The 24875-nt window shown below is 71.3% G+C and carries 25 protein-coding genes; 11 read left to right on the top strand and 14 right to left on the bottom strand.

Annotation, left to right across the window (positions count from 1 at the left end; genetic code table 11):
* Nucleotide 1: 1 nt before the first annotated feature.
* From ACSHT8_RS04445 to ACSHT8_RS04455, 3 genes are all read right to left on the bottom strand, one after another.
* Complete coding sequence (locus ACSHT8_RS04445) at nt 2–1981, bottom strand: amino acid transporter (RefSeq protein ID WP_436497930.1); 1980 nt, start codon at nt 1979–1981, stop codon at nt 2–4.
* A gap of 76 nt (nt 1982–2057) precedes the next feature.
* Entirely contained in the window at nt 2058–2423 is a 366-nt protein-coding gene (locus tag ACSHT8_RS04450; protein WP_436497932.1) for a hypothetical protein, read from the bottom strand.
* Nucleotides 2424–2432: 9 nt separating this feature from the next.
* Nucleotides 2433–3056 (bottom strand): TetR/AcrR family transcriptional regulator, encoded by a 624-nt coding sequence (locus ACSHT8_RS04455; protein WP_436497934.1) that lies wholly within the window; start codon nt 3054–3056, stop codon nt 2433–2435.
* 84 nt (nt 3057–3140) lie between these two features.
* On the opposite strand from ACSHT8_RS04455, the gene ACSHT8_RS04460 reads away from it, so the two are divergent.
* The 9 genes from ACSHT8_RS04460 to ACSHT8_RS04500 all read left to right on the top strand — a co-directional run bounded on the left by ACSHT8_RS04460 (nt 3141) and on the right by ACSHT8_RS04500 (nt 10666).
* Nucleotides 3141–4307, top strand: a complete 1167-nt coding sequence (locus ACSHT8_RS04460; protein ID WP_436497936.1) for an acyl-CoA dehydrogenase family protein — start codon at nt 3141–3143, stop codon at nt 4305–4307.
* Nucleotides 4304–5212 carry a bifunctional MaoC family dehydratase N-terminal/OB-fold nucleic acid binding domain-containing protein gene (locus ACSHT8_RS04465; RefSeq protein WP_436497938.1) on the top strand — a complete coding sequence of 303 codons (909 nt, stop codon included), beginning with the start codon at nt 4304–4306 and terminating at the stop codon, nt 5210–5212. Before ACSHT8_RS04460 ends, ACSHT8_RS04465 begins: the two co-directional genes overlap by 4 nt.
* Nucleotides 5212–6243, top strand: coding sequence for an acyl-CoA dehydrogenase family protein (locus ACSHT8_RS04470; RefSeq protein ID WP_436497940.1), 1032 nt, complete (start codon nt 5212–5214; stop codon nt 6241–6243). Before ACSHT8_RS04465 ends, ACSHT8_RS04470 begins: the two co-directional genes overlap by 1 nt.
* Nucleotides 6240–6629: a MaoC family dehydratase gene (locus ACSHT8_RS04475; RefSeq protein ID WP_436497942.1), complete on the top strand. Its 390-nt coding sequence runs from the start codon at nt 6240–6242 to the stop codon at nt 6627–6629. The genes ACSHT8_RS04470 and ACSHT8_RS04475 overlap by 4 nt, the downstream gene beginning before the upstream one ends.
* 1 nt (nt 6630) lies before the next feature.
* Nucleotides 6631–7788, top strand: a complete 1158-nt coding sequence (locus ACSHT8_RS04480) for a lipid-transfer protein (protein ID WP_436497944.1) — start codon at nt 6631–6633, stop codon at nt 7786–7788.
* 29 nt (nt 7789–7817) lie between these two features.
* Nucleotides 7818–8546 carry a GNAT family N-acetyltransferase gene (locus tag ACSHT8_RS04485; protein WP_436497945.1) on the top strand — a complete coding sequence of 243 codons (729 nt, stop codon included), beginning with the start codon at nt 7818–7820 and terminating at the stop codon, nt 8544–8546.
* Between the two features lie 38 nt (nt 8547–8584).
* Nucleotides 8585–9439 (top strand): oxygenase MpaB family protein, encoded by an 855-nt coding sequence (locus ACSHT8_RS04490; RefSeq protein WP_436497947.1) that lies wholly within the window; start codon nt 8585–8587, stop codon nt 9437–9439.
* Nucleotides 9436–10059: a TetR/AcrR family transcriptional regulator gene (locus ACSHT8_RS04495; protein ID WP_436497949.1), complete on the top strand. Its 624-nt coding sequence runs from the start codon at nt 9436–9438 to the stop codon at nt 10057–10059. The genes ACSHT8_RS04490 and ACSHT8_RS04495 overlap by 4 nt, the downstream gene beginning before the upstream one ends.
* Nucleotides 10060–10144: 85 nt before the next feature.
* Entirely contained in the window at nt 10145–10666 is a 522-nt protein-coding gene (locus ACSHT8_RS04500; protein ID WP_436497951.1) for a hypothetical protein, read from the top strand.
* Here ACSHT8_RS04500 and ACSHT8_RS04505 read toward each other — a convergent pair.
* Genes ACSHT8_RS04505 through ACSHT8_RS04515 form a run of 3 tightly spaced genes read right to left on the bottom strand, consistent with a single transcriptional unit; the run spans nt 10619 to nt 14121 of the window.
* Nucleotides 10619–12685, bottom strand: coding sequence for an amylo-alpha-1,6-glucosidase (locus tag ACSHT8_RS04505; protein ID WP_436497953.1), 2067 nt, complete (start codon nt 12683–12685; stop codon nt 10619–10621). The genes ACSHT8_RS04500 and ACSHT8_RS04505 overlap by 48 nt on opposite strands.
* Complete coding sequence (locus tag ACSHT8_RS04510) at nt 12682–13692, bottom strand: glycosyltransferase family 4 protein (RefSeq protein ID WP_436497955.1); 1011 nt, start codon at nt 13690–13692, stop codon at nt 12682–12684. Before ACSHT8_RS04510 ends, ACSHT8_RS04505 begins: the two co-directional genes overlap by 4 nt.
* Nucleotides 13693–13725: 33 nt before the next feature.
* A complete protein-coding gene (locus tag ACSHT8_RS04515) occupies nt 13726–14121 on the bottom strand; it encodes a hypothetical protein (protein WP_436497957.1) in 396 nt (131 codons plus the stop codon).
* A gap of 418 nt (nt 14122–14539) precedes the next feature.
* On the opposite strand from ACSHT8_RS04515, the gene ACSHT8_RS04520 reads away from it, so the two are divergent.
* Both ACSHT8_RS04520 and ACSHT8_RS04525 read left to right on the top strand, forming a co-directional pair.
* Nucleotides 14540–16342, top strand: a complete 1803-nt coding sequence (locus tag ACSHT8_RS04520) for a CocE/NonD family hydrolase (protein WP_436497959.1) — start codon at nt 14540–14542, stop codon at nt 16340–16342.
* Between the two features lie 64 nt (nt 16343–16406).
* Nucleotides 16407–17279, top strand: a complete 873-nt coding sequence (locus tag ACSHT8_RS04525) for a LysR family transcriptional regulator (protein WP_436497961.1) — start codon at nt 16407–16409, stop codon at nt 17277–17279.
* On the opposite strand, the gene ACSHT8_RS04530 is transcribed toward ACSHT8_RS04525, so the two are convergent.
* The 8 genes from ACSHT8_RS04530 to ACSHT8_RS04565 form a co-directional block, all read right to left on the bottom strand.
* Nucleotides 17272–18072, bottom strand: coding sequence for a carbohydrate ABC transporter permease (locus ACSHT8_RS04530; RefSeq protein ID WP_436497963.1), 801 nt, complete (start codon nt 18070–18072; stop codon nt 17272–17274). The two genes, ACSHT8_RS04525 and ACSHT8_RS04530, sit on opposite strands and share 8 nt — an antisense overlap.
* Before the next feature lie 7 nt (nt 18073–18079).
* A complete protein-coding gene (locus ACSHT8_RS04535) occupies nt 18080–19027 on the bottom strand; it encodes a carbohydrate ABC transporter permease (protein WP_436497965.1) in 948 nt (315 codons plus the stop codon).
* On the bottom strand, nt 19024–19866 hold the full coding sequence (locus ACSHT8_RS04540; protein WP_436497967.1) for a metallophosphoesterase family protein: 843 nt from the start codon (nt 19864–19866) through the stop codon (nt 19024–19026). The genes ACSHT8_RS04535 and ACSHT8_RS04540 overlap by 4 nt, the downstream gene beginning before the upstream one ends.
* On the bottom strand, nt 19863–21230 hold the full coding sequence (locus tag ACSHT8_RS04545; protein WP_436497969.1) for an ABC transporter substrate-binding protein: 1368 nt from the start codon (nt 21228–21230) through the stop codon (nt 19863–19865). Before ACSHT8_RS04545 ends, ACSHT8_RS04540 begins: the two co-directional genes overlap by 4 nt.
* Nucleotides 21231–21251: 21 nt before the next feature.
* Nucleotides 21252–22337: an ABC transporter ATP-binding protein gene (locus ACSHT8_RS04550; RefSeq protein WP_436497971.1), complete on the bottom strand. Its 1086-nt coding sequence runs from the start codon at nt 22335–22337 to the stop codon at nt 21252–21254.
* A gap of 189 nt (nt 22338–22526) precedes the next feature.
* Nucleotides 22527–23162 carry a response regulator gene (locus tag ACSHT8_RS04555; protein ID WP_436497973.1) on the bottom strand — a complete coding sequence of 212 codons (636 nt, stop codon included), beginning with the start codon at nt 23160–23162 and terminating at the stop codon, nt 22527–22529.
* A complete protein-coding gene (locus ACSHT8_RS04560; protein WP_436497975.1) occupies nt 23159–24262 on the bottom strand; it encodes a sensor histidine kinase in 1104 nt (367 codons plus the stop codon). The genes ACSHT8_RS04555 and ACSHT8_RS04560 overlap by 4 nt, the downstream gene beginning before the upstream one ends.
* Nucleotides 24263–24267: 5 nt before the next feature.
* Nucleotides 24268–24843: a hypothetical protein gene (locus tag ACSHT8_RS04565; protein WP_436497977.1), complete on the bottom strand. Its 576-nt coding sequence runs from the start codon at nt 24841–24843 to the stop codon at nt 24268–24270.
* Between the last annotated feature and the right edge of the window lie 32 nt (nt 24844–24875).

Below are 24875 nucleotides of genomic sequence, written 5' to 3' on the forward strand. Positions count from 1 at the left end.
CTCAGCCCACGTGGATGCCGGGGCGCCGCGCCGGGTCCGGTTCGTGCTTGCGCAGGATCTCCCGCACGACCGGCGCGGTGTCGCCCTGGCCGAGCAGCAGGTAGCGGAACACGTGGTGCAGCGGGCTGCCCTCGGACCACTCCAGGTGACAGTGCGGCCGCACACCGGTCGTGTCGCGCAGCGCGAACAGGATCGCGGCCAGCGCGTTGGGCACGGCGGGGCTGTCGGCACGCAGGATGCGGTGGCCGTCGACCTCGACGCCGCGGACCTGGAGCACGCCGCTGAACTGGGACGGGTCGGTGACGTCGATCTCCAGGAACAGCACGTCGGCGCCACCCGGCACCGGGTTCATGTCCCGTTGCTCGTTCTCCTTCTCCTGGTACTCGGCCGCGTCGCCGGACTGGCGCTTGTTCGCGATCAGGGTGATCCGGTTGTCGTGGATCAGCGTGTCGGTGATGAACTGGCGGGCCGTGTCGTCGAACTCGATGCGGTCGGCGCGCAGCTCGGTGGTGCGGGTGACGCGGGAGATCATCGAGATGACGAGGATGCCCGCGATGAACGCCGCCGAGATGGCGATGCCGTCCGGCTTCTCGATGATGTTCTCCACCAGCGCGTAGAGCATGACCAGGGTGAGCACAGTGAAGCCGATGGTGGCGCCGCGCTGCTTCTTGCGGACCGCCGACACCGTCACCGCGAACGCGCCGGACACCATCATCGCGAGGATCCCGGTGGCGTAGGCGCCTGCCTGGGCGTTGACGTCGGCGCCGAAGGCGATGGTGATGCCGACGCTGACGACGGTGTAGACGATCACCACGGGCCGCACCGAGCGGCTCCACTCCGGCGCCATGCCGTAGGAGGGCAGGTAGCGGGGCACGATGTTGATCAGCCCGGCCATCGCGGAGGCACCGGCGAACCACAGGATCAGGATGCTGCTGATGTCGTAGACCGTCCCGAACACCTCGCCGAGCTGCTCGTGGCCGAGGTAGGCCATGGCGCGGCCGTTGGCCTTGCCGCCGGGCTGGAACTCGTCGGCCGGGATCAGCACGGTCGTGACGAAGCTCGTCGCGATCAGGTACACCGACATGATCAGGGCGGCGACGGTCAGCAGCTTGCGGGTGTTGCGGATGCGGTCGTCGAGCCGCTCCTCCGCGGTCTTCCCATCGGCGGCGACCAGCGGCATCATGCTCACCCCGGTCTCGAAACCGGACAAACCGAGCACCAGCAACGGGAACGCGACGACCGCGGGCCAGATCACGTCCATCAGCCCGCCGCGACCCTGGGTCAACGCGTCTGTCCAGGCGGTGATCGCGGCAGGGTTGCTGAAGAGCTCCACCACGCCCGCGCCGACGATGACGGCGTTGAGCAGCAGGAAGATCGCGACCAGCGGGATCGCCACGCCTACGGCCTCGCTGAAGCCCAGCAGGAACACCCCGCCGAGAATCAGCAGCAGGATGACGGTGATCGTCACCTCGTTGCCGTGCAGGAAGCCGGGGAAGTTCGGGTTCTCCACCATGTGCACGCTGGCGTCGGCCGCGGACAGGGTGATCGTGATGATCCACGACGTCGCGACGAAGCCGAGCAGCGCCAGGATGAACAGCTTGCCCCGCCAGAACGGCAGCAGGTTCTCCAGCATCGACACCGAACCCTGCCCGTGCGGACTCTCCTTGGCTACCCGCCGGTACATCGGCAGCATGCCGAACAGTGTCAGCGCCACGATCAGCAGCGTCGCCAGCGGCGACAGCGCCCCGGCGGCGAGCGCGGCGATGGCGGGCAAATAGGACAGTGTGGAGAAATAGTCCACACCGGTCAGACACATGACCTTCCACCACGCCTGCGGCTTGCCGTGTCCCTCCTCGGACTCCGGGCCGACGGGGGCGACGTGGTGGCGGAACAGCCAGCGGGACAGCCCGCTGGTGGGCTGCTTCGGCTGCACGGGGCTCTCGATGACGGCCGGGATGGCCAACTCGGGCGAGGCGCTCATGGCCGTAGCATGGCGGATCGCCGCGACGGCCGCCGAGTCGCCCCGAACTGTCCGATTTGTCCCGTGCGGGACCTGCTCAGCTGGTCAGTGGCCGGTAGCCCGAGCACACGACCCGCAGGTAGGCGAGCTTGTCGTCGGCCTCCCGGTAGTACACCTGCTGCTCGACGACGTGGGTGCCGTCGGGGTTGGTGATGTGGAAGCGGTAGGCGACCCGGGAGGTGTCGCCCACGGTCTCGCCGCTCTCCACGCCTGCCAGCGCGTCGATGTGGTCGGACTCCCCGAACCAGTGGCCGAACACCGTGTCGAGCACCTCGGCGGGCGAGTTGCCCTCCCAGAAGCGCCTGGGGGTGAGCGCCTTGAAGTCGACGTCGTCGGCGAGCAGCGCGGCGACGGCGTCGGTGTCCCGGGCGGCGATGGCGCGGGCGAACTGTTCTCCGAGCATTGCCGGAAGCTACTCCGCGCGGGCCTGGGCCGACAGGGGCAGAAGTCGGCGAACGGCCTCGTCGAGGACGGTGGTGACCTCTCCCGGGTCGCGGCCGGTGGCCACCCCGACCATCGCGCCGAGGAACAGGCAGCTCAGCACGCCCGCGACCGCGTCGAGGTCGGCGTCGGTGTGGCCGCCGAGGTCGCCCGCGCGCAGTGTCTCGCCGATCCACGCGGCCCGCTCCGGCCCGTACCCGACCTGGCCGTCGAGGGCGGCGAGTTCGGCGCCACTGGCGACGTAGGCGCGGTAAAGCGCCCGGTAGAGCAGGGGTTTCTGAGCGGCCTCACGCAGGATGTTGGTGAACACGCGGCTGATGCGGTCGGCCGGGCCGTGGCCCTTCGGCTTGCGCTTGCGCAGGGCCTCGGTGGAGCGGGTGCCCAGGGTCATCAGGGCCTCGACCAGCAGCTGGTCCTTCGAGCTGACGTGCTGGTAGGCCGTCGGCACTGACACCTCGGCCGCCGCGGCCACCGCCCGGATGCCCACCGCGTCGTAGCCGCCCTCGGTGGCCAGCGTGATGGCGGCCTCGATGAGCCGGTCGCGGGTGGCGGCCCGGGCGGGGGAGAGCACGCGCTGCACGACGCGGGGTTCCATGCCGCCAAGCATACATTCGGATAGACGTGTGATTGACACGTGTCTACTCGCGTGTTGCACTGGTCGGCGGTGAAGGGGGTGCCGATGGACCTGCGTGAGACCGCTGCCCACCGCGCGCTTCGGCAGCAGCTGCGGGTCTATTTCGCCGAGCTGCTGCCCGAGGACGAACGCCGTCATGTCGGTGAGGGCGGCGCGGGCGGCGACCGATTCCGCGAGATCGTCCGGATGCTGGGCCGCGACGGCTGGCTCGGGGTCGGCTGGCCGGTCGAGTACGGCGGCCAGGGCCGGTCGATCGAAGAGCAGTACGTGTTCTTCGACGAGGTCCAGCGGGCCGGGCTGCCGTTCCCGTTCGTCACCGTCAACACTGTCGGCCCGACCCTGATGCGCTACGGCACCGAGGCGCAGAAGCGCCGCTACCTGCCGGGCATCCTCAGCGGCGACATCGTCTTCGCCATCGGCTACACCGAGCCGGAGGCGGGCACCGACCTCGCCTCGCTGCGCACCCGTGCCGTCCGCGACGGCGACGAGTTCGTCGTCGACGGCGCCAAGGTCTTCACCACCGGCGGCAACACCGCCGACTACGTCTGGCTCGCCGCCAGCACCGACCCCGACGCGCCCAAGCACCAGGGCATCTCCATCCTGATCGTCCCGTGCGCCGACCCCGGCTACTCGTGGAGTCCGATCAGGACAGTCGGCGGGATGACCGTCACCGCCACCTACTACTCCGGCATCCGCGTCCCCGCCGCCGAGGTCGTCGGCCCGGTCGACGGCGGCTGGGGCCTGATCACCGCCCAGCTCAACCATGAGCGCATCGGCCTGGCCGCGCTGGGCGGGCGGATGATCCAGCTGTGGGAGCGGGTCCTGGCCTGGGCCAAGGAGACCGGCGTCATCGAACGCCCGTGGGTGCGCCACGAGTTCGCCCGCACCTACGCCAAGCTCGACGCGATGCGGCTGATGAACTGGCGGATGACCGCCGCCGTCGCCGCGGACACGATCACGGGCGCGACCGCGGGCGCGGCCAAGACCTACGGCACCGAAACCCACATCGACCTGCAGCGCACCCTCACCCAGATCCTCGGCGCCGCGGGCCGGGTCCGGCCTGGCTCACCCGGGGCGGTGCTCGGCGGCCAGGTCGAGCAGCTGTCGCGGCAGGGCATCGTCAACACCTTCGGCGGCGGCGTCAACGACGTCCTGCGCGACATGGTCGCCACGCAGGGCCTTGGCCTGCCGCGACTCGGGAGGGCCAAGTGACCTACGAGGATCGCCTCCAAGCCTTCGTCGGCCGCACGATCACCCCGCTGACACCCGGCCAGGACCCGGTCAACGTGCCGATGATCCGCCACTGGGTCGAGGCCATGGGCGACGAGAACCCGATCTACCTGTCCGACGAGGCCGCGAAAGCCGCCGGGCGGCCCGGGATCGTCGCCCCCGCGTCGATGGCGCAGGCGTGGACCATGCGCGGGTACGCCGCGACCATGGCCTCGGGACCGGCCCACGAGCTGACCGAGCTGCTCGCCGAAGGCGGCTACACCTCGGTCGTGGCCACCGACTCCGACTTCGACTTCGCCCGCGAACTGCGTCCCGGCGACCACATCAGCGCCGAGGAAGTGGTCGAGTCGATCTCCCCGGAGAAGTCGACCGCGCTGGGGGTCGGCCGGTTCGTCAGCTCCCTGCGCACCTACCGCGACGGCGACGGCGAAGTCGTGGCCACCCAGCGGTGGCGCATCCTGCGGTTCCGGCCCAAGCAGGCCACGGCGCCGCGCCCGCGTCCGGCGGTCAACCTGGACAACCAGTTCTGGTTCGAGGCCGCGAAGGCGCACCGGCTGCTGATCCAGCGCTGCGCGGCCTGCGCGACCCTGCGCCACCCGCCCGGCCCGTGCTGCCCGCACTGTCAGTCGTTCGACTGGGACACCGTCGAGGCTTCCGGCTCAGCCACCCTCCACAGCTACGTCGTCGCCCACCATCCCAAGCACCCCGCGTTCGAGTATCCGCTGGTGATCGCCGTGGTCGACCTCGCGGAAGGCACCCGGCTGGTCACCAACCTGGTCGGGGTCGACGCCGCCGACGTCACCATCGGGATGCCGCTGACCCTCGACTGGCTCGACGCCGACCCGGACCTGACCCTGCCCGTCTTCCGCCCCGCCGAGGAACGCTGATGGACTTCCGACTGGACGACGACCTGCTGGCCCTGCGCGACTTGGCGGCGGAGATCTTCGCCGACAAGGCGACCCCGGAACGGCTGCGCGAGGTCGAGACCAGCGCCACGCGGATCGACGGTGCCCTGTGGGACGAGGTGCGCAAGGCGGGCCTGCTCGCCGCCGCGCTGCCACCCGAGCACGGCGGGCTCGGCCTGCCCGGACTGTGTTCGGTCCTCACTGAACAAGGTCGCCGGGTCGCGCCGGTCCCGCTGTGGTCGGCGGGCGTCGCCGCGCTCGTCATCGCCCGGCATGGGCGCGCCGAGCTGCTGCCGGACCTCGCCGACGGGTCGATCCGGGTCACGCTCGCGCTGGAGGAGTTCGCGGGCGACACCCCGTGCGTGGCGAGCGATCACGGGCGGCTGACCGGGACCAAAGCTGTCGTCCCGTCCCCGTGGGGCGCCGACTACGTGCTCGTCGCCGCCGACCGCGGCCTGTTCCTCGTCCCCGCCGCGGCCTGCGCGTGGGAGCCCGTCGAGACCACCAGTCTCGACCTCGCGGGCACCCTCACCCTCGATGACGCACCCGCGGAGCCTCTCGGCCCTGAAGCGTTGGACACCGCCCGCGCGGTGACCTCGGTCGCGCTCGCCGCCGTCCAACTCGGCGTCGCTGAGGGCGCGTTGCGGCTCGCCGCCGACTACACCAGCGGCAGGCACCAGTTCGGCAGGCCGCTGGCGACCTTCCAGTCCCTGCAACACCACCTGGCCGACTGCCAGATCGACATCGACGCCATGCGCGTCACCCTCTGGCAGGCGATGACCCAGCCGGACGACGCCAAGGCGGTGCTCGTGGCGAAGTGGTGGTGCGCGCAGGCCGGGCTCGACGTGGTCCACCGCGTGCAGCACGTCCACGGCGGCATCGGCGTCGACGTCGACTACCCGGTCCACCGGTATTTCCTGTGGGGCAAGCAGCTCGCGAGCACGCTCGGCGGCGCGGGCGCGGCCCTCGACGACCTCGGCGACGTGCTGGCCGGAGAGGACGTGCGGTCATGATCGTCGGCGAACGTCTGCCGGAGCTGGAGATCCCGCTGACCCGCACGCTGATCGTCGCCACCGCGATCGCGAGCCGGGACTACCAGGACGTCCACCACGATCCCGACCTCGCCGCCGAGCGTGGGTCGCCGGACATCTTCATGAACATCCTGACCACGAACGGCCTGATCGACCGGTTCGTCACCGCGTGGGCCGGGCCCGCCGCGATCGTCCGCAAGATCAAGATCCGGCTGGGCGCGCCGAACTATCCGGGCGACACCATGACGCTGACCGGCTCGGTCGTCGCGGTGGACGGCGGCCGGGTGGAGGTCGCGGTGCGCGGCGACAACAGCATCGGCGCGCACGTCACCGGGACCGTGGTCGTCGAGCTGCCGGAGGGGTCCTGACATGCGCACGGCGATCGCGGGCATCGGCGCGACCGAGTTCTCCAAGGCATCCGGACGCAGCGAGCTGACGTTGGCGTGTGAGGCGGTACTGGCCGCCATCGCCGACGCGGGCCTGCGGCCGTCCGATGTGGACGGAATGGTGACCTTTACCGCCGAGTCCAGCTCCGAGATCCACATCGCACGCGACACCGGCATCGGCGAGCTGATCTTCTTCTCCCGCGTCCCGCACGGCGGTGGCGCGGCGTGCGGGACGATCGCTCACGCGGTCGCCGCGATCACCGCCGGGCTGGCCTCGGTGGTGGTGTGCTGGCGGGCGTTCAACGAGCGGTCGGGGGAGCGCTACGGGCTCGGCACCGCGGACCGCCCGGTGCACACCAGCGCCGACCGGGCCGCCTACTCGTGGCTCACGCCGTTCGGCCTGTCGACGCCCGCGCAGTGGGTGGCGATGTTCGCCCGCCGCTACATGTACGAGTACGGCGCGACGTCGGAGGACTTCGGCCGGGTGGCCGTCGTCGACCGCAAGCACGCGGCGAACAACCCCAACGCCTGGTTCCACGGCAGGCCGATCACGTTGGCCGACCACCAGGCGTCACGGTGGATCGCCGAGCCGCTGCACCTGCTCGACTGCTGCCAGGAGACTGACGGCGGCCAGGCGATCGTGGTGGTGTCGGCCGAGCGGGCCAGGGACCTGCCGCACAAGCCCGCCTACGTCCTCGGCGCGGCGCAGGGATCGGGTGCCGACCAGCACATGATGACGTCGTACTACCGGCCGTCGATCACCGGCATCCCGGAGATCGGGCTGGTCGGCGACCAGCTGTGGGCGCAGAGCGGCCTGCGGCCCGCCGACATGCAGGCGGCGATCCTCTACGACCACTTCACCCCGTTCGTCCTGCCGCAGCTGGAGGAACTCGGCTTCTGCGAACGCGGCGAGGCCCGCCACTTCATCGCCGACGGCCATCTGGAGTTGGGCGGCCAACTGCCGATGAACACACACGGCGGCCAGCTGGGGGAGGCGTACCTGCACGGGATGAACGGCATCGCCGAAGCGGTCCGGCTCGTGCGCGGCACGTCGGTCAACCAGCCGGACTCGGTGACGAACGTGGTGGTCACCGCGGGCACCGGGGTGCCGACCAGCGGGCTGGTTCTCGGGGCGGGTTAACCGGTTGTCCCCGCGTGCCAGGATGGGGTGTGCACCAGCTCAGGACCCCGGCCGACGTCGCCGCGGCCACCGCCGACCCGTTGATCAACTGGAGCGCGCAGGCCCTCACCCCGGACTACCTGTATCCCGGCGGCGCCGCGTGGACGCTCGACGGCGCCACCGGCATCTACGCGCCCGGCCTGTACCGCCGTGACCGCGTCATGGTGACCGGCCCGGCGGAGCCCGCGCTGAAGCTGCTGACCACGCTGCTCGCCGAGCACCGAGGCATCCCGGTGGTGGAGACCGCGCTGTTCGAGCGGATGCGGGAACTCGACCCGCGCCTCACCGACGTGGCCACCTTCGGCTGGATGGCCACGACCGCGGGCTCGGCACCCGAGGCCGGTCCCCGCTGGCTCACCGCCGCCGAGGTCGACCAGGCCGACGCCCTGCTGCGCGTCGCCAACTCGGACTCGTGGGTCATGCCAGGCGAACCCGGCACCCGCCGCTGGGCAGGTCTGTTCGACGGCGATACCTTGATCTCCGTCGGCGGCGACTGCTGGCCCGCCCCCTCCGTCGGCTTCGTCGCGGGCGTCGCCACCCACCCCGACCACCGCGGCAAGGGCGCGTCGAGCGCGGTCTGCCGCTTCCTGCGTGACGAACTGGTCAAGGAACACGGCGCGTGTGCGCTGATGGTGTACGCGGACAACCTCACGGCGGTGCGGCTCTACGAGCGGCTCGGCTTCGAGTACCACAGCATGTCCGTGATCGGCCCGTACTGATCTCTTGAAACAAAGAGTCAGATCTGTATCATCGGTTCATGACGTTGGTCGACGACCTGCCCGGCCCCGGTTCCCTGCACTGGCGCTACGGCGGCGACCGTCGTGGCTACCTGCTCATGGTGAAAGCGGGCCTGCTCCAGCTCATGCACCCCGGCCTCGGCGCCGGGGTCGAGCAGCACTCCGACTTCTTCAACGAGCCGTGGGAGCGGGTCCTGCGCTCGGTGCCGCAGATCCAGGGCACGACGTTCGACTGGCCGGACGGGGCCCAGACCGCCCGCAAGATCCGCGACTACCACACCCACATCAAAGGCGTCGACGCTCACGGCAGGCGGTACCACGCGCTCGATCCCGAGGTGTACTTCTGGGCGCACGCCACGATCTTCGACAGTCTCTTCCAGTTGATCGACATGTTCGACCACCCGATGACCGACGCGGAGAAGGAGCGGCTCTACGCCGAGGGCTGCGCCATCTACCGCGCCTACGGGGTCAGCGACCGGGTCATGCCGCCGGACTGGCCGTCGTTCCGGGAGTACTTCGACCGCGTGTGCCGGGAGGACCTGGAGATCACCCCGGCCGCGCGCGGGCTGCTGGAGTTCAGCAAGAACCCGCCCGCGACGTTCCCGATGATCCCGGCGCCGCTGTACCGGCTGGTCCGCAAGCCGAGCGCCAAGCCCATGTGGTGGCTCGCAGTGGGGACCCTGCCCGAGCCGGTGCGGGAGATCATCGGGGAACGCTGGACCGACCGCGACCAGCGCCGGTTCGCCCGCTTCCAGCGCGCCGTCCGGGCGACGGTCCCGCTGCTGCCGACGGCGGTGCGCGTCGCGCCAGGGGCTCGCGCCGGATATCGGCGGACCGGTGTCGGTCCGCGTGGCCACCGTAAGCTCGTGGGGTGACCGCCCGACCTGACCTGCTCGACCTCGTCCGCGCCGGGACCGAGGGGGACGCGGTCGCCGAGTCCCTGCTCGACGCCGCGCTCGCCGAGTTGCTGGCCTACGGCCTGCGCCGCACGAGTGTGGAGACGGTCGCCAAACGCGCGGGAGTCTCCCGCGCCACCCTCTACCGCCGGTTCGACACCAAGGACGCCCTGGTGCAGGCCGTGCTCGTGCGCGAGGCCCACCGCTTCTACACAGCCGTCGCCGACGCCGTGGCCCGCTTGTCCACTGTGGAGGAGCGGCTGGTCGAGGGGTTCGTGGTCGGCGTGCGGGCGGCGCGCCAGGATCCGCTGATGAACCGGCTGCTGGCCAGCGACCCGGAGGAACTGCTCCCGTATCTGACCCTCAACGGCTACGCCGTCGTCGCCGCGTCCCGGGATTTCCTGGTGCACCAAGGCGAACAGGTCGCGGGGAAGCTCCAGCCCGCGGGCGGCCGCGACCCGGCGGGGGTCGCGGAGATCTTCATCCGCCTGGCCATCTCCTTCACCCTCACGCCGGAGAGTTGCATCCCGCTGGCCACCGACGACGAGGTCCGCGCGTTCGCCCGCACCTACCTATCGGTCTTGATGCGCGACAACTGATCCGCCGGAGCACGCGACGCCGATCAGCTTGTCGTGGGTGTCGAAATCGCCGCACCGGGTACCCCGAAGGTGGAGGTGTCGACCGATGACGCAGACGCTCGTGGTGCTCGACCCGGCCGGGACCGCGGTCCACGGCAGCCTGCCCGCCACCTGGCGGCCGTTCGCCGAGGAACGTCGGGTCGTGTGGTGTGCGGTCCCCGAGTCCGACCCGCGCCACGCCTTCGGGCAGGCGCTGGCGGAGACCGAGGGGAAGATCGACCTCGTGGCAGCGGGCGCGGCCGCCGAACCCGCGTTGGACCTCGCCGCGGGCGCCCCCGACCGGGTGAACCGGGTGCTGTTGGTGGACCCCGGCGACGCGGCCGCGTCGGGTCACCCCGCGCACAAGGCCAACGACGAGTGGATGGCCGCCCGGTCCGACCAGCGGCAGGCACTGGCCGACGCCGGGGTGGTGGTCGCGCTGGTCGCGCACAGCGACGGTGGTGGCCGGGACCGGGTGCCGCCGCCGATCCCGCTTGGCCATCCCGACGTGCTCGCCGCCGTGCGGACCGCGCTGGAGTCGTCAGTGTGGCGCGCGGACGGTGACGCCGTCGGGGAGCCCGTCGAGTGACCAGGTGTCGGCCCGCACGTCGATGGTGACGCGGCCGCCCGCCACCGGGAGATCCTCGATCCGCATGGGCAGCATGCGCGGCGGCAGGGCGGGGTCGATCTCCACCACGCCCGCGGGCAGGTCGGGGTGGAACCGCAGCAGCGTCTGCACCAGCGACAGCGGCGCGGCCGCCGCCCACGCCTGCGGAGAGCACGACGTCGGATAGGGCACGGGGATGGGGAACTCGGCGCGGTCGAACCCGCAGAACAACTCCGGCAGCCTGCCGCCGAAGTGGCGGGCCGCGGCGAACAGGCCCTCGGCGACCTGGGTGGCCTGCTCGACGAATCCGTAGCGCATCAGACCGGCGGCGGCGATCGCGCTGTCGTGCGGCCAGACCGAGCCGTTGTGGTAGCTCATCGGGTTGTAGGCGCCCATGTCCTTGGACAGGGTGCGGATGCCGAACCCGGTCCACAGCCCGGGCCCGGTGAGCGCGTCGGCCACCGCCTGGGCCTTGTCGTCGTCGATGATCCCCGTCCACAGGCAGTGGCCGAGGTTGGAGGTCAGCGCGTCGAGCGGGCGTTTGTCGGCGTCGAGCCCGATCGCGTACCAGCCGCGGTCGGGCAGCCAGAACCGCTCGTTGAACGCGGCCTTCACCCGCTCGGCCTTCTCGTCGAAGCCGGTGGGATCGGCGCCGACAGCGGTGGCGAGCCGCGCCCGCGCCCGGTAGGCGGCGTACACATAGCCCTGCACCTCGGCCAGCGCGATCGGCGGCACCCCGAGCCTGCCCACGGCGTCGTTGACCCCGTCGAACGAGTCCTTCCAGCCCTGATTGCGCAGCCCGCTCTCGGTGGCGCGCTCGTACTCGACGAACAGGTCGCCGTCGCGGTCGCCGTACTCCTCGATCCAGCGCAGCGCCCGGTCGGCGGCGGGCAGCAGGTCGGCGAGGTCGGTCGCGGACATGCCCCAGCGGTGCAACTCGCCGAGCAGGGCCACGAACAGCGGGGTGGCGTCGGCGGTGCCGTAGTAAGCGGTGCCCCCGCCCAGGTGTAGCGCCGCTTCCCGGCCGAGCCGGACCTCGTGCAGGATGCGACCGGGCTCCTCCTCGGTCACCGGGTCGACCTTGGTGCCCTGGTGGTCGGCGAGCGTCTGCAGCGTGCCCAGCGCGAGCCGCTGGTCGAGCGGCAGTGCCATCCAGCTGGTCAACAGGGAGTCGCGCCCGAACAACGCCATGAACCACGGCGCACCCGCCGCGACCACCCGCCGCTGGGGATGCTCGGGGTCGTGGATCTGCAGCGCGCCGAGGTCATTGGCGCTGGTGCGCAGCGTGGTGACCAGGTCGGCGGCGCCGGTCGCCAGGTAGGGGATGGCCATCGCCCAGTCATCGAGCCTGCCCTGCGGGGACGCCGCGGCGGTGCGGCCGTCGTCGGCGCGGACGGCGAACCGGGTCGACCAGTGGCCGCGGGCGGGCACCATCACCTGGAACCCGATCTGCCCCGGGGTGAACTGTGGCTCGCCCGTCGCGGTCACCGTCATCCGCGGCGCCCCCGGCAGTGTGTAGACCAGCGCGTCCGCCCTGGCCTCGGTCACGATCCCCGCGTGGACGCGGACCCGGCTCTCCTTGACCTCGAACAGGTCGGCGAAGTCCGCGCCCACGGTCACCATGACCCGCACGTTGGCCGGTTCACCGGACAGGTTGTGCAGCTCCAGTTCCTCGGTCATCCCCGCGCCCAACGACCGCTTCCGCACGACGAGCAGGGTGCTGTCGGCCAGGCCCGGGCGGGGCCGGGTCCGGCCGGTGAAGGTGGCGGTGAAGGGCTGGTCGGCGGTCGCGCTGAGCGGTTCCACCGCCTGGCCGTCCACGGTCAGCCGCCACGTCGACAACACTCTGGTGTCGGACACGAACAGTCCGTGCGGCCGGTCGGGGTGGATCTCGCCGTCCCCGGCGGACTGGCAGAACGTGGACCCGTCGACCAGCGTGGTCACCGCGGAGCCGCCGCTCGCGGACAGGGGTGGGCTCGCGCTGGAGGACCACGCCGTCATCCGATCATCTCCTCGTAGAGCCGCAGGTGGTCGGCCACCACGCGGCCGGTGCAGAAGTAGTCGGCCACCACGGCCCGGCACGCTCGCCGGTCGAGCTCGCCGACCCGGCCGACCGCGGCGACGAGCTCGTCGTGGCCGTCGCACACGAACCCGGTCACGCCGTCGTCCACGATCTCGGGTGCCGCGCCCGCGCGCAAGGTGACCACCGGGGTGCCGCAGGCCAGCGCCTCGATCATCACCAGCCCGAACGGCTCGGGCCACTGGATCGGGTTGAGCAGCGCCACGGCGCCCGCGAGCAGCGTCATCGCCTCGTTCGCCGTCGCCTCGCCGAGGTACTCGACGGTACCGCCGAGGTGGGGTTCCACGTGTTCGGCGAAGTAGGCGTGCTCGGCGGGCTCGCGCATCTTCGCCGCGATCTTCAGCGGCATCCCCGCCTCCCGCGCCACCGTGATCGCCTCGTGCACGCCCTTCTCCGGGATCATCCTGCCGAGAAACAGCAGGTAGCCGCCCGAACCGGTGCCCGACGGGAAGCGCTCGGCGTCCACGCCGTGGTGGATGACCCTGGCGACGGGGACGTCGGGGGCGCGCGCGGCCTGGTCGTGGGAGATGGCGATCACCGGCAGCCGCAGGCCGTAGTGCCGGAAGATGTCGCGCTGGGCGACCAGCGGCCCGTGGCAGGTGGTGACCACCGGCTGCCTGCCGAACGCCAGGCCCCACACCGGGCCCGCCAACGTGTGGTCGTGCACGAGGTCGCGGTCGGCCATCGCCGCGTACGCCTGGCAGACGTGGTGCAGCTCGACGGTCACGTCCTGGATCCGGTCCATGGCCGAGAGTTCCAGCGCGTACCGAATCGGGACGGTGGTTTCGCTGTCGCCCGTGGTGAACAGGACTACGTCGTGGCCCTGTTTGTCGAGCCCGCGGGCCAGCCGGTCGATGAACGACTCAGTACCGCCGTAGCCGGGTGGGGGCACCGGGAGCCACGGCGGGGCGAGTAATCCCACCTTCATCGCCGTCACCTCCGTCGTTCGTCCGCCCCACGGCTACCCCGTTCTCGTCAGTCCAAACGACACACGTTCCGGCCTGGCCCACGCCGCGAGGCGGTCGCGCAGCGCGGTGAACACGTCCGGGTCCAGCCTCATGCCAGTGTGGCTGCTGCCCACCTCCACGCACTCGGCGTACGGGTCCAGGCACAGCTTCCACGGCACGATCCCGTCGTTGCGCGAGTACACCGACCCGGCTGGTACTCCGTCGGGCAGTGGCTGCGCGAGCGCGGTGCTGTTGATCTGGAAACACTGGCCGGCCAAGCAGTCCTGGTTGATCAGGCCCGGCGCCCCCAGCGCGGACAGCCGCGCCGGCCAGTGGGCGATCCGCACGACACTGGGGTGCGCGCCGAGCTGGTCGAGCACCGGGCTGCCCAGCATCGCGACCCCGCGCACCAGCTCCGGCCTGCGCAGCGCGACGAGCCTGGCCAGGCCGCTGGCCCCGCTCTGTCCTAAGAGGACGACCCGGCGCCCGGTGGTCGCGACGTGCGCGGCGAGCCTGCGCTCGACCCGGCCGACGAGGTCGGCGGTGCACCCGACGTTGATCCCGACCCCCGCGCTCGCCGGTCGATAGCCTCTAGCGCAATCAGTTCCCGAGCATCGTCAGGCTGCGGTCGCCGAAGCAGAAGCCGGGCGCGAGCAGCACTCCCGTCCTCGCATTGCCATAGGACGTACCCGGAGCGCAGCCGCGCAACACCTGTGTCAACCCCTCCGGCCTTGCCGAAACCCGGCAGCGGGGATTCACCTGAACGGCGGATCTACTCGGGAGTAGATCACCCGTTGTCTTAGGTGACCCCAATCACCGGGAGGGCACGTGCGGGCGATCCGACTCATCGCGGCCACCGCGGCGCTCGTCGCCGCGACAGCACTGACCGGCGCGGCGCCCAGCGGCGCCGACCCGGCGTTCACCGTGCGCACACTGCACTTCGCCGTCACCGTCGGCCCCGCCGCCCAGCGGTGCGACATCGTCGGCGACCTCTACACCCCGGCGGGCGCGAGCAGCGCGAACCGGGTGCCGGCGGTGCTGACCACCAACGGGTTCGGCGGCTCCAAGGACGACCAGGCGGGCATCGGCGCGTGGCTCGCGGGCAGCCAGGGCTACGCGGTGCTGTCGTACTCGGGTCTGGGCTTCGGCGGCTCGGGCTGCAAGATCACCCTCGACGACCCCGACTGGGATGGCGTCGCGGCGAGCCAACTCGTCAGCTTCCTCGGCGGTGCCGACGGGATCGCCTTCACCGACGCCGCGCACACCCAGCCGGTCGCCGGGCTCGACTTCGTCGTCCGCGACGCCGTCGACCATGCGGGCGTCGCCCGGCCGGACGACCCGCGCGTGGGCATGGTCGGCGGGTCCTACGGCGGCGGCGTGCAGTTCGCGGCGGCGTCGGTGGACAAGCGGATCGACACGCTGATCCCGCTGATCACGTGGAACGACCTGTCGTACTCGCTGTCGCCGAACAACACCGCGCAGACCGGGGTCACTTCGTCGGTGCCGGGCTCGGCGAAGATCACGTGGGCGGTGCTGTTCTTCGCCGAGGGCGCGCTGCTGGAGAACGTGATGCGCCCGCCGAACGACCTGAGCAGGCTGGTGGGCTGCCCGAACTTCCCCGACATCGTCTGTCCCGGCCTGCTCGCCTCCGGCATCCAGGGCTTCCTCACCCCGGGTGTCACGGCGTTGACCCGCCACGCGTCGGTGGCCGGCTACATCGACAAGATCACCGTTCCGGTGCTGCTCGCTCAAGGCCAGCACGACACCCTGTTCAACCTCAACGAGGCCACCGCCACCTACCGCGCGCTGAAGGCGCAGGGCACGCCGGTGGAGATGATCTGGCACTCGTGGGGCCATTCCGGCGGCCGCGTGCCCGGCGAGTTCGACGCGGGCAACCCGGACCCGGCGGCCCAGTACGAGACCGGCCGGTTCCTGACCTGGCTCGACCGCCATCTGAAGGACGCCGCGGTCGACACCGGCCCCGAGTTCGCCTACTTCCGCCCGTGGGTGCCCTACACCGGCAACGCCGCCCCCGCCTACGCCTCGTCCCCGACCTTCCCGGTCGGCACCCCGACCCCGCTCTACCTGTCGGGCGACGGCACGCTCGTCGGCCAGCCCTCGGCGGTGCGCGCGGGTTCGCAGTCGATGACCACGACGGTCGCGGGCCTGCCGACGAGCTTCGGCGCGGTCGACGCGATCGGCATGCCCGGGGTCTTCCCCGACGCCAACCTGCCCGGCACCTTCCTGCAGTGGTCGACTCCGGTATTGGCCGAGGGCGTCAACGTGGCGGGCAGCCCGGAGCTGACGGTCCGGTTCACTTCGCCGACGGCGTGGCTGAGCGCGCTGCTCGGCCCGATCGGCTACCCGGTGGTGTACGCCAAGGTCTACGACGTCGCCCCCGACGGCACGCAGACGCTGGTCAACGACCTTGTCGCCCCGGTCAGGATCGCCGATGTCGGCAAACCGGTGAAGGTGACGATGCCCGCGATCGTGCACCGGTTCGAGCCGGGCCACCGGGTGCGGCTGATCGTGGCGGGCGGGGACCTGAACCACCGCGGCGCGATCGTGCCGATCCCGCTGACCGTGGCGGGCGGCACCGGGCAGGTGATCACGTTCCCGCAGGTCCAGTGATGTCAGTGGACGTTCACCGGACGTTCGCCCGCTCGGCCTAAAGTCCGGCCAGAGGTGGTCGGTCATGGAGTTGCGTCATCTGGTCTCGTTCTTGGCGCTCGCGGAGGAACTGCATTTCGGTCGGGCGGCGGCACGGCTCCACCTGGCCCAGCCGTCGCTGAGCCAGCACCTGCAGCGGCTGGAGCGCGCGGTCGGGGTGGAACTGGTCGCGCGCACGTCGCACGAGGTGCGGCTGACTGCGGCCGGTGAGGTGTTCCGCGGGTTGGCGCGCGACATCGTCGAGCGGGTCGAGCACGCGGGCGAGGCCGCGCGCGCGGCTGCGGCCGGCCGGTCGGGCACGGTCCGGGTCGGCTACAACTTCCCCGCGGGCCAGCAGATCCTGCCCGCGGCGGTGACCGCGCTCAACGCGCGCTATCCGGCGATCGACCTGGAGATGCGCGAGCTGCGCACCGGCCCGCAGCTGGCCGCGCTCGCCGACGGCCGCATCGACGTCGCCATGGTCTACGGCAAGCCCGCCTCCACCCGGTTCCGGCACCGGCATCTGCTGCGGGTGCCGCTGGTGGCCGTGGTCGGCGTCGGGCACCGGCTGGCGGGCCGCGACCGGATCCCGTTCGGCGAGCTGGCGGGGGAGCCGTGCATCCTGTTCGACCGCGCCCAGTCGGCGGCGATGTACGACGCGATCTTCTCCGCGGCGGAGACCAGCGGCATCCGGCTGACGGTCGCCGACAAGGTCGACGACCCGGGTGCCACGGCGATCCTGGCCGCGGTGAAGCCGGTCGTGGGGTTCGCCTCGGCGCCGCGCGGGCAGCAGGCCGGGTCGCGCACGGCGGTGGTGGGGCTCTACGACCCGGTGCCGACGCTGGACCTGTACGCGGTGTGGGCGGCGGACCCGTCCCCGCTGGTGCGGGCGTTCCTGGAGTGCCTGCCCGCTACTTGAGGCCGGACCGGACGAACGCGTTGACGATGTGGCGCTGCAGGAACAGGTAGAGCGCGAACACCGGCAGGCAGGTGAGTCCGGCGGTGGCCATCAGCGGTCCCCAGTCGTTGCCCTCGGTGCCCATGAAGCTGCGCAGGCCGAGCTGGACCACCGAGTTCTCCCGCTGGAGCACCATGGCGGGCCAGAAGTACTCGTTCCACGAGTTGATCATCAGCAGGATGCCCAACGCGGCGAGGACGGGCCGCAGCGTCGGCACGACGACCGTCCACAGTGTCCCCCAGGAGGATCGCCCGTCCATCCGCGCGGCTTCGAGCAGTTCCTTCGGGAACGACAGCAGGTGCTGACGCAGCAGCAGCACGCCGAGCGCCGAGCACATCGTCGGGATGATCACCCCGGCCAGCGTGTTGAGCAGCCCGAGCCGGGACAGCAGCACGTAGTTGGGCAGCATCGTCACCTGGAACGGCACCAGCCAGGTCCCGACGAACACCAGGTACAGCAGCCGTTGGAACGGGAACCTCCACGCGGCGAAGGCGTAGGCGGCGAGCAGCCCGGTCAGCAGCTGTCCGGCGGCGGTGAGCACGGCGACGATCGTGGTGTTGAGCAGCATCCGGCCGAGGTCGATCTTGCTGAGCGCGTCGGTGTAGTGCTCGATCGACAGCGGCCACGGCAGCGGCGACAGCGAGTACACGTCGCCGGGCGCGCGCAGCGACGTCGCGTAGAGCCAGTAGATCGGGAACAGGCAGGCCAGGCTCAACAGGCCGAGCACGAGGTGGCCGGCGATCTTGCGTCCCATGGTGTCCCTAGTCGTCGTGGTGGCTGAGCTTGTCCGACAGGCGCACCAGCAGCGCCGCGACGATCACGAACGCGACGAAGAACAGCACCCCGGCCGCCGCGCCGAGACCTCCGTCGTAGTTGCGGAACCCGTAGTCCCACAGCAGGTAGTAGACGTTTGTGGTGGCGTCGGCCGGTCCGCCCTGGGTGAGGGTGTCGATCAGCGGGAACGTCCACTGCGCCGAGAGCAGCACGGTCATCAGCACGAGGAACGCCATCGTCGGTGACAGCAGCGGCAGGGTGATCCACCGGGTGACCTGGCCGCGGGTGGCGCCGTCGAGGCCGGCGGCGTCGGCGTAGTCGGGGTTGATCCCGGTGAGCCCGGCGAAGACGACGAGCACGGCGAACCCGACGATGTGCCAGCCGGTGATCACGACGATCGCCAGTTGCGCGGGACCGGCCTCGTGCATCCAGTTGATCGGCTCACCGATGATCCGGTCGACCACGCCGCCGCTGGGGTCGAGCAGCCACTGCCACACCGCGGCCCCGGCGACCGGCGCCACCAGCATCGGGGCGAACACCATCGCCCGGTACGCCGCGCCTGCCCGCCCGGTGATCCGGCGGGTGAGCAGGCCGACGAGCACGGGGATGACCAGCGAGAACGGCAGCATCCCGAGGATCACCACGAGGGTGCGCCACAGCGAGTCGCCGAGTTCGGGGGTGCTGAGCAGCCGTTCGTAGTTGTCGGTGCCGACCGGGACCATGGGCGCGCTGGGCAGCAGGTTCCACGAGTGGAACGACAGCTGCACGGTCTGCGCGAGCGGCTGGTAGGTCCACACGATCAGCAGGGTCAGCGCGGGCGCCAGATAGAGGTACGGCGGTGCGCCGCGCAGGGCTCGCCGCCACCACGGGGGTCGGGCCGGTGGCGCGGCCGCGGTCACCCGCGGCCGCGCCACCTCGACGAAGGTTCCCGTCACGCGCCGATGACCTCTCGGATGTAGGCCATCCGCTCGGCCTCGGGCACGTCGTAGACCGTCGCCGACCCGGTCAGCGGCACGGCGGTGGCCACGATCTGGTCGCCGAAGACGTCGATGCGGCTGAACGCGGCGTCGGCGCGGGCCACCAGCCGGTCCCGCGCGGGCACCGGGGCGACGCCGTAGGCCAGCGCGGGCCCGACCCACACGGGGATGCCCACGATGGACCCGCACCCTGCGTGGTGGGCGTGCCCACAAACCACGAGCCGCACGTCGGTGCCGAGCAGGACGTTCTCGAGCCGGTCGACGTCGTTCATCCGCAGCAGGTTCACCGTCGGCACCGGCGAGGGGATCGGCGGGTGGTGGGTGACCAGGACGGTGCCCAGCGGCGCGGGTCGGGCCAGGGTGTCGGCCAGCCAGTCGAGTTGGGCGTCGGTGACGTGCCCGTCGTGTTTGCCCGGCTCGGAGCTGTCGAGCACCACGATCCGCACCCCGCCGAGCATGAACACGGCGTCGTGGGGCTCGGTTGTCGGTTCGACGTCGAGAAGCCCGGACCGGAACGCGCCGCGCTCGTCGTGGTTGCCCATCACGTAGATGGTCTTCGCGCCCATCCGCGCGGCGGCGGGCTCGATCACCGCGCGCAGCCGCTCGTAGGACTCGGGGTGGCCGTTGTCGGCGAGATCGCCGGTCAGCAGGAACGCCGCCACGTCCATGCCGGAGTCCTCGACCGTCTCAACGGCGGCGACCAGGTGGGCCAGGGTGTCGACGCTGTCGTGCATGAGCTTGCCCGACGGGGTGATGTGCGGGTCGGTGAACTGGACGAGGGTGAGGTCGGGGCTCACTTGCCGCCCCCTGGCAGCAGCTTGCTGACGTCGTCCTGCTTGGCCTTGAGTGTGGTGGCCACGTCGGCGCCCTGGAACACCGCGTTCTCGACGGCCTCCATCATCCCGTCGCGGATCTGCAGGTAGCTCGTGCCGGGCATGGAGATCCACGGCTCCATCCGCGCCAACTGCTCCAGGTTGGGCTTGATCAGCTTGTTCTGGTCGGCCCACGGCTTCAGCGCGGCCGGGTCGTTGACCAGGTCGGTGCGCAGCGGCAGGTAGCCGATCTTGGACGAGATCAGCGTGTAGGCGTCTTCGCTGGTCAGGAACTTGATCAGCTCCCAGCCCGCGCGCTGCTTGGCCGGGTCGGCGGCGAGCACGAACAGCGACGCGCCGGAGTTCGTCGGCACGACCGGCTTGCCCGCGAAGCTCGGCATCGGCGCCGACCGCAGGTCCCACTTGTCCTTGGCGCCCTTGGCGAAGGTGCCCTGCACCGCGGAGGTCTCGACCATCATGCCCAGGTCGCCGCGGGCGAAGCCGTCGATGGCCTGCTGCTGCGTGCGGTTGGGGACCGCGCCGGACTTGACCATGTTCTGCACGGTCTGGACGGCCTCGACGGCGGCGGGCTCGGCGAAGGTGAGGGTCTTGCGGTCCTCGGAGATCACCCGGCCGCCGTTGGAGCGGATCAGCGACTGCAGGCACCAGTCCTTGGCGACCTTGGTGACGCAGTCGATGTAGCCGCCGTCCTTGCCGGTCGCGGCCTTGATCGCCAGCGCGGCCTTCTCGAACTCCGCCCACGTGGTCGGCGGCGCGGCCGGGTCGAGTCCGGCGGCGGTGAACAGCGAGGCGTTGTAGTAGAGGACCGGGGTGGAGAACACGAACGGCACGCCGTAGGTCTTGCCGTTCCAGTCCGCCAGCGTCCGCGCGGTCTTGGCGTAGGGGTACTTGGCGCCGTCGAAGTTCTTCTGGACGGCGTCCTTGCCGAACAGGTCGTCGAGCGGGGCGGCCTTCAGCTGGTTGATCGTGAAGTCGAGGTCGCTGAAGCCGAGCTGGGCGACGTCGGGCACGTGCCCGGCGGCGAGCTGGCTCTGCAGGCTGGAGATGGTGTCGGTGGCCGGGTTAGCGCTGTTGCCCTGTGGCTTCTGCGGGGTGACCTTGATGTTCGGGTGCGCCTTCTGGAACCGGGCGATCAGCTCGGTGAACGTGTCGGTCCACGCCCCGGCCTGGCCGAAGTTGTAGCTCTCGAACACCAGCGACACCTGCTGGTCGGCGCCCAGCTCGGGCACCAGCGAGACCGGGGCGGCCTCGGTGCCGCCGCCGCCGATGCCGCAGCCGGAGATCAGCAGCGCCACCGCGGCGCACGCCGCGGACAGGGTTCGTCTCATGATGGTTGCTCCTCGATCAGATCAGACGGAGACGGGCGCGGCCTGCCAGGTGAGCCGCCGCCCGGAGTCGGGGTCGAACAGGTGCAGGTGCTTGGGGTCGGCGCGCAGGCCCACGGCGTCGCCGGTGCGCACGCCGATGGGTCGGGGTCCGCGCACGGCGACGGTGTGCTCGCCGACGAGGCAGTGGGCGACTTCCTCGCCGCCGAGGTTCTCCACGGTCCGCACGACGCCGCGCAGCCCGGCGCCGCCGATGGCGAGGTGTTCTGGTCGGACGCCGACGATGACCGGCCGGTCGGGCAGGTCGGCGGCGATGCCCAGCGGCAGGTCGATCTCGGCGGCCCGCACGGTGAGCGAGCCGTCGACCGAGTGCAGGGTCGCGGGCACCAGGTTCATGGCGGGGGAGCCGAGGAACCCGGCGACGAACACCGTCTCCGGCTGGTCGTAGACCGCCTCGGGGGTGCCGACCTGTTCCAGCTTGCCGTGGTTGAGCACGACGATCCGGGTCGCCATGGTCATCGCCTCGACCTGGTCGTGGGTGACGTAGACGACCGTGGCGCCCAAACGCTGGTGCAGCGCGGAGATCTCGGTGCGGGTGGTCGACCGCAGCTTGGAGTCCAGGTTGGACAGTGGTTCGTCCATCAGGAACGCGCCGGGGTCGCGCACGAGCGCCCGCCCAAGGGCGACCCGCTGGCGCTGTCCGCCGGAGAGCTCCTTGGGTTTGCGCTCCAGCAGCCCGCCTAGGTCCAGCACCGCGGCGACCTGCTCGACTTTGGCGCGGATCTCGGCCTTGGCCAGGCGGCGGGCGCGCAGCGGGAAGCCGATGTTCTTGGCCACCGACAGGTGCGGGTAGAGCGCGTAGCTCTGGAACACCATCGCCAGGTCACGCTCGCGCGCCGGGGCGTGGGTGATGTCGGTGTCGTCGAGCATGACCCGGCCGCCGGTGGGCGGCAGCAGCCCGGCGATCATCCGCAGCACGGTCGACTTGCCGCACCCGCTGGGTCCCAGCAGGACGACGAACTCGCCGTCGGCGACGTCGAGGTGCAGGTCGTCAACGGCCACGGTCGAGCCGAAGCGTCGGCTCAGGCCCTCCAGGCGGATCCGGCTCACGGTGCTCCTCGCGTCGTGCCCGGGGGTCCGGGCAGACGCAGTGCATCAGTGGACTGTGTCCGCGCGGTGAACGCGAACTGTCCGAAGTGCACTGTCACATCAGCGGGAAACGGCCCGTGACCTGCGGTGACGTGAGTAAACCCGGCTGTTGGCCATCGCGGATCGCAATCAGGCGAGTGGGTTCGCCGATCAGAGAAGACCGTGGTCGCGCGCGTAGAGGGCGGCTTGGGTGCGGTCGCGCAGGCCGAGGCGGGTCAGGACGCGGGAGATGTGGTTCTTGACCGTGCCCTCGCTGAGGAACAGCCGCTCGGCGATCTCCCGGTTGGTCGCCCCGCCCGCGACCAGCCGCAACACCTCGGCCTCGCGCACGGTGAGAGCCGAACTCTGGTCGCCGGTCCGGTCCAGGGCGGCGGCCAGGCGGGCCGCCGCGGCGGGGTCGAACTGGGCGACCCCGGCGTGCGCGAGCCGCACCGCGCCCGCCAGTTCGCGCGACGGCAGGTCTTTGAGCAGGTAGCCCGCCGCGCCCGCGCGCAGGGACCGAACGACGTAGTCCTCGTCGTCGAACGTCGTCAGCATCACCACGCGGCAGCCGGGCACGCGGCGGCGCAGGGCGGCGACGGCCTCGACACCGTCCATCTCGGGCATCCGCACGTCCATGAGCACGATGTCAGGGGTCAACTCGACGGCCTTGTCGATCGCGTCGCGGCCGTCGGTGGCGGTGCCGACGACCTCGATGCCGGGCTGGATGCCGAGCAGGGACGCGATGCCCTCGCGGATGAGCTGCTGGTCGTCGACCACCAGCACCCGCACCACCGGCTCGGTCATCGCGCTGTCCTCTGTGGAATGGTCACGGTGAGCCGGGTGCCCGCGCCGGGCGCGCTGTCGATGTCGACCCGGCCGCCCGCGAGCTCGACCCGTTCGCGCATCCCGACCAGCCCGAACCCTTCACGGCCGCGGGTGAAGCCGCGCCCGTCGTCGGCGACGGTCAGCTTGGCCTGGGCCGGGGCGAGATCGACCGACACGGCGATCCGGGAGGCTTTGGCGTGGCGGCGGGAGTTGGTGATGCCCTCCTGCGCGGCCCGGTACAGAGTCTGCAGGGCGGCGACGTCGTAGGCGTCCTCGTCGCCGTTGATCGCCACGGTCACGTCGGCCTGGCCGCCGACCAGGTCGTCGAGCGCGGGCGCCAGCCCGAACGGCGCCGACCGCAGCGACCGCACCGACTCGCGCACGTCGGTCAGCGCCCGCCGCGCCGACCGCTCGGCGTCCTCGACGGCCTGCTGGGCGGCCGCGGCGTCGCGGTCGCGGAACGCGGTGGCCTTCTCCAGCAGCACGACGATCGCGGTGAGGTGGTGGCCGAGGTCGTCGTGCAGGTCGCGGGCGACGCGGCTGCGCTCGGCGGCCGCGGACAGCTCGGCGACCTGCCGGTGCGACTCCTGCAGTCGGATCCGGCCCTGCCGCTCCCGCACCGCGACCGCCGCCATGGCGATCGTCAGCACAAGGCCGACGGTGAACATGACCAGGTCGGAGACCTTCTCCACCTCGGCGTACCAGCCGGGCGTGCTCACCGCGGCCAGCCCGACACAGGCGACGCCGAGCACGATGGCCGTCGTCTGCCCGAAGGCGAAGTACGCGGTGAACGGCAGGAGCAGGAACAGCACCCGGGCGAGCCCGGAGCCGTCGACGAAGGCGACACCCGCGTAGAGCACCGCGCGGAGGACGAGGAGCACCGCCGCTACCCGGTGAGGGGTCTGGACTGGGTAGCGGCGGTGCTCGGCCAGGTCGAGTCCGACCAGCGCGACCAGTCCGCCGATCAGCAGCGGCAGCGCGGTCGTCCCGATCCCGGCCATAGCGGCGTACACGCCCGCGACCAGCACCGCGGCACAGAGCACGGGGGAAACCCACGGTGCGGGTCGCGAGGTGCGCATGCCGGTCAGGCTAGTGCGCGCTCGGCCACAGGAACCTGCTGCCGAGACCACACCGTCATCGACAGCCAGATCAACACGGCGGCGCAGAGCACGTGCAGCACGCCGGTCAGCGGAGTGTCGGGCAGCGCGGCGAACACAGCCAGCAGGGTGAACGACACCCCGTAGCCCCACGCGGGCACGGCCGGGAACACCTTGGCCCGCACCATCGACACACCGAACGCGGCGGTGCCGACGACGAACACCAGCGACGCCGCCTTCAGCGCGATCTTCGTCGGGGCCGCCACCACCGGGTCGTCCTGGAAGAAGATCACCAGGTTGAGCGCGAACGCCACCCCGGTGAACAGTCCGAGCCCGATCATGTTCAGCGCGTAGGCCACCGCGCCGAACGTGCCGGACTTCGCGGCCTGGTGACCGTGGAAGGCGACGATCGCGGGCGCGCCGAACGCGGTGCCCAGGCCGATCACGATGCTGGTCAGCGCCGTCTCGCCGGTGAATGCCTCGATGGCGCCGGGCACGCCGATCGACAGCGCCAAGAGGATGCCGCACACCGCGCCGAAGCGGGGCAGCCAGGGGGTAGCCATCGGGCCGGTCTCCTTGTCAGTCACACGTTGTG

Origin of the sequence: Actinokineospora sp. HUAS TT18, from assembly GCF_051364635.1 — a bacterium.
Lineage (GTDB): Bacteria > Actinomycetota > Actinomycetes > Mycobacteriales > Pseudonocardiaceae > Actinokineospora.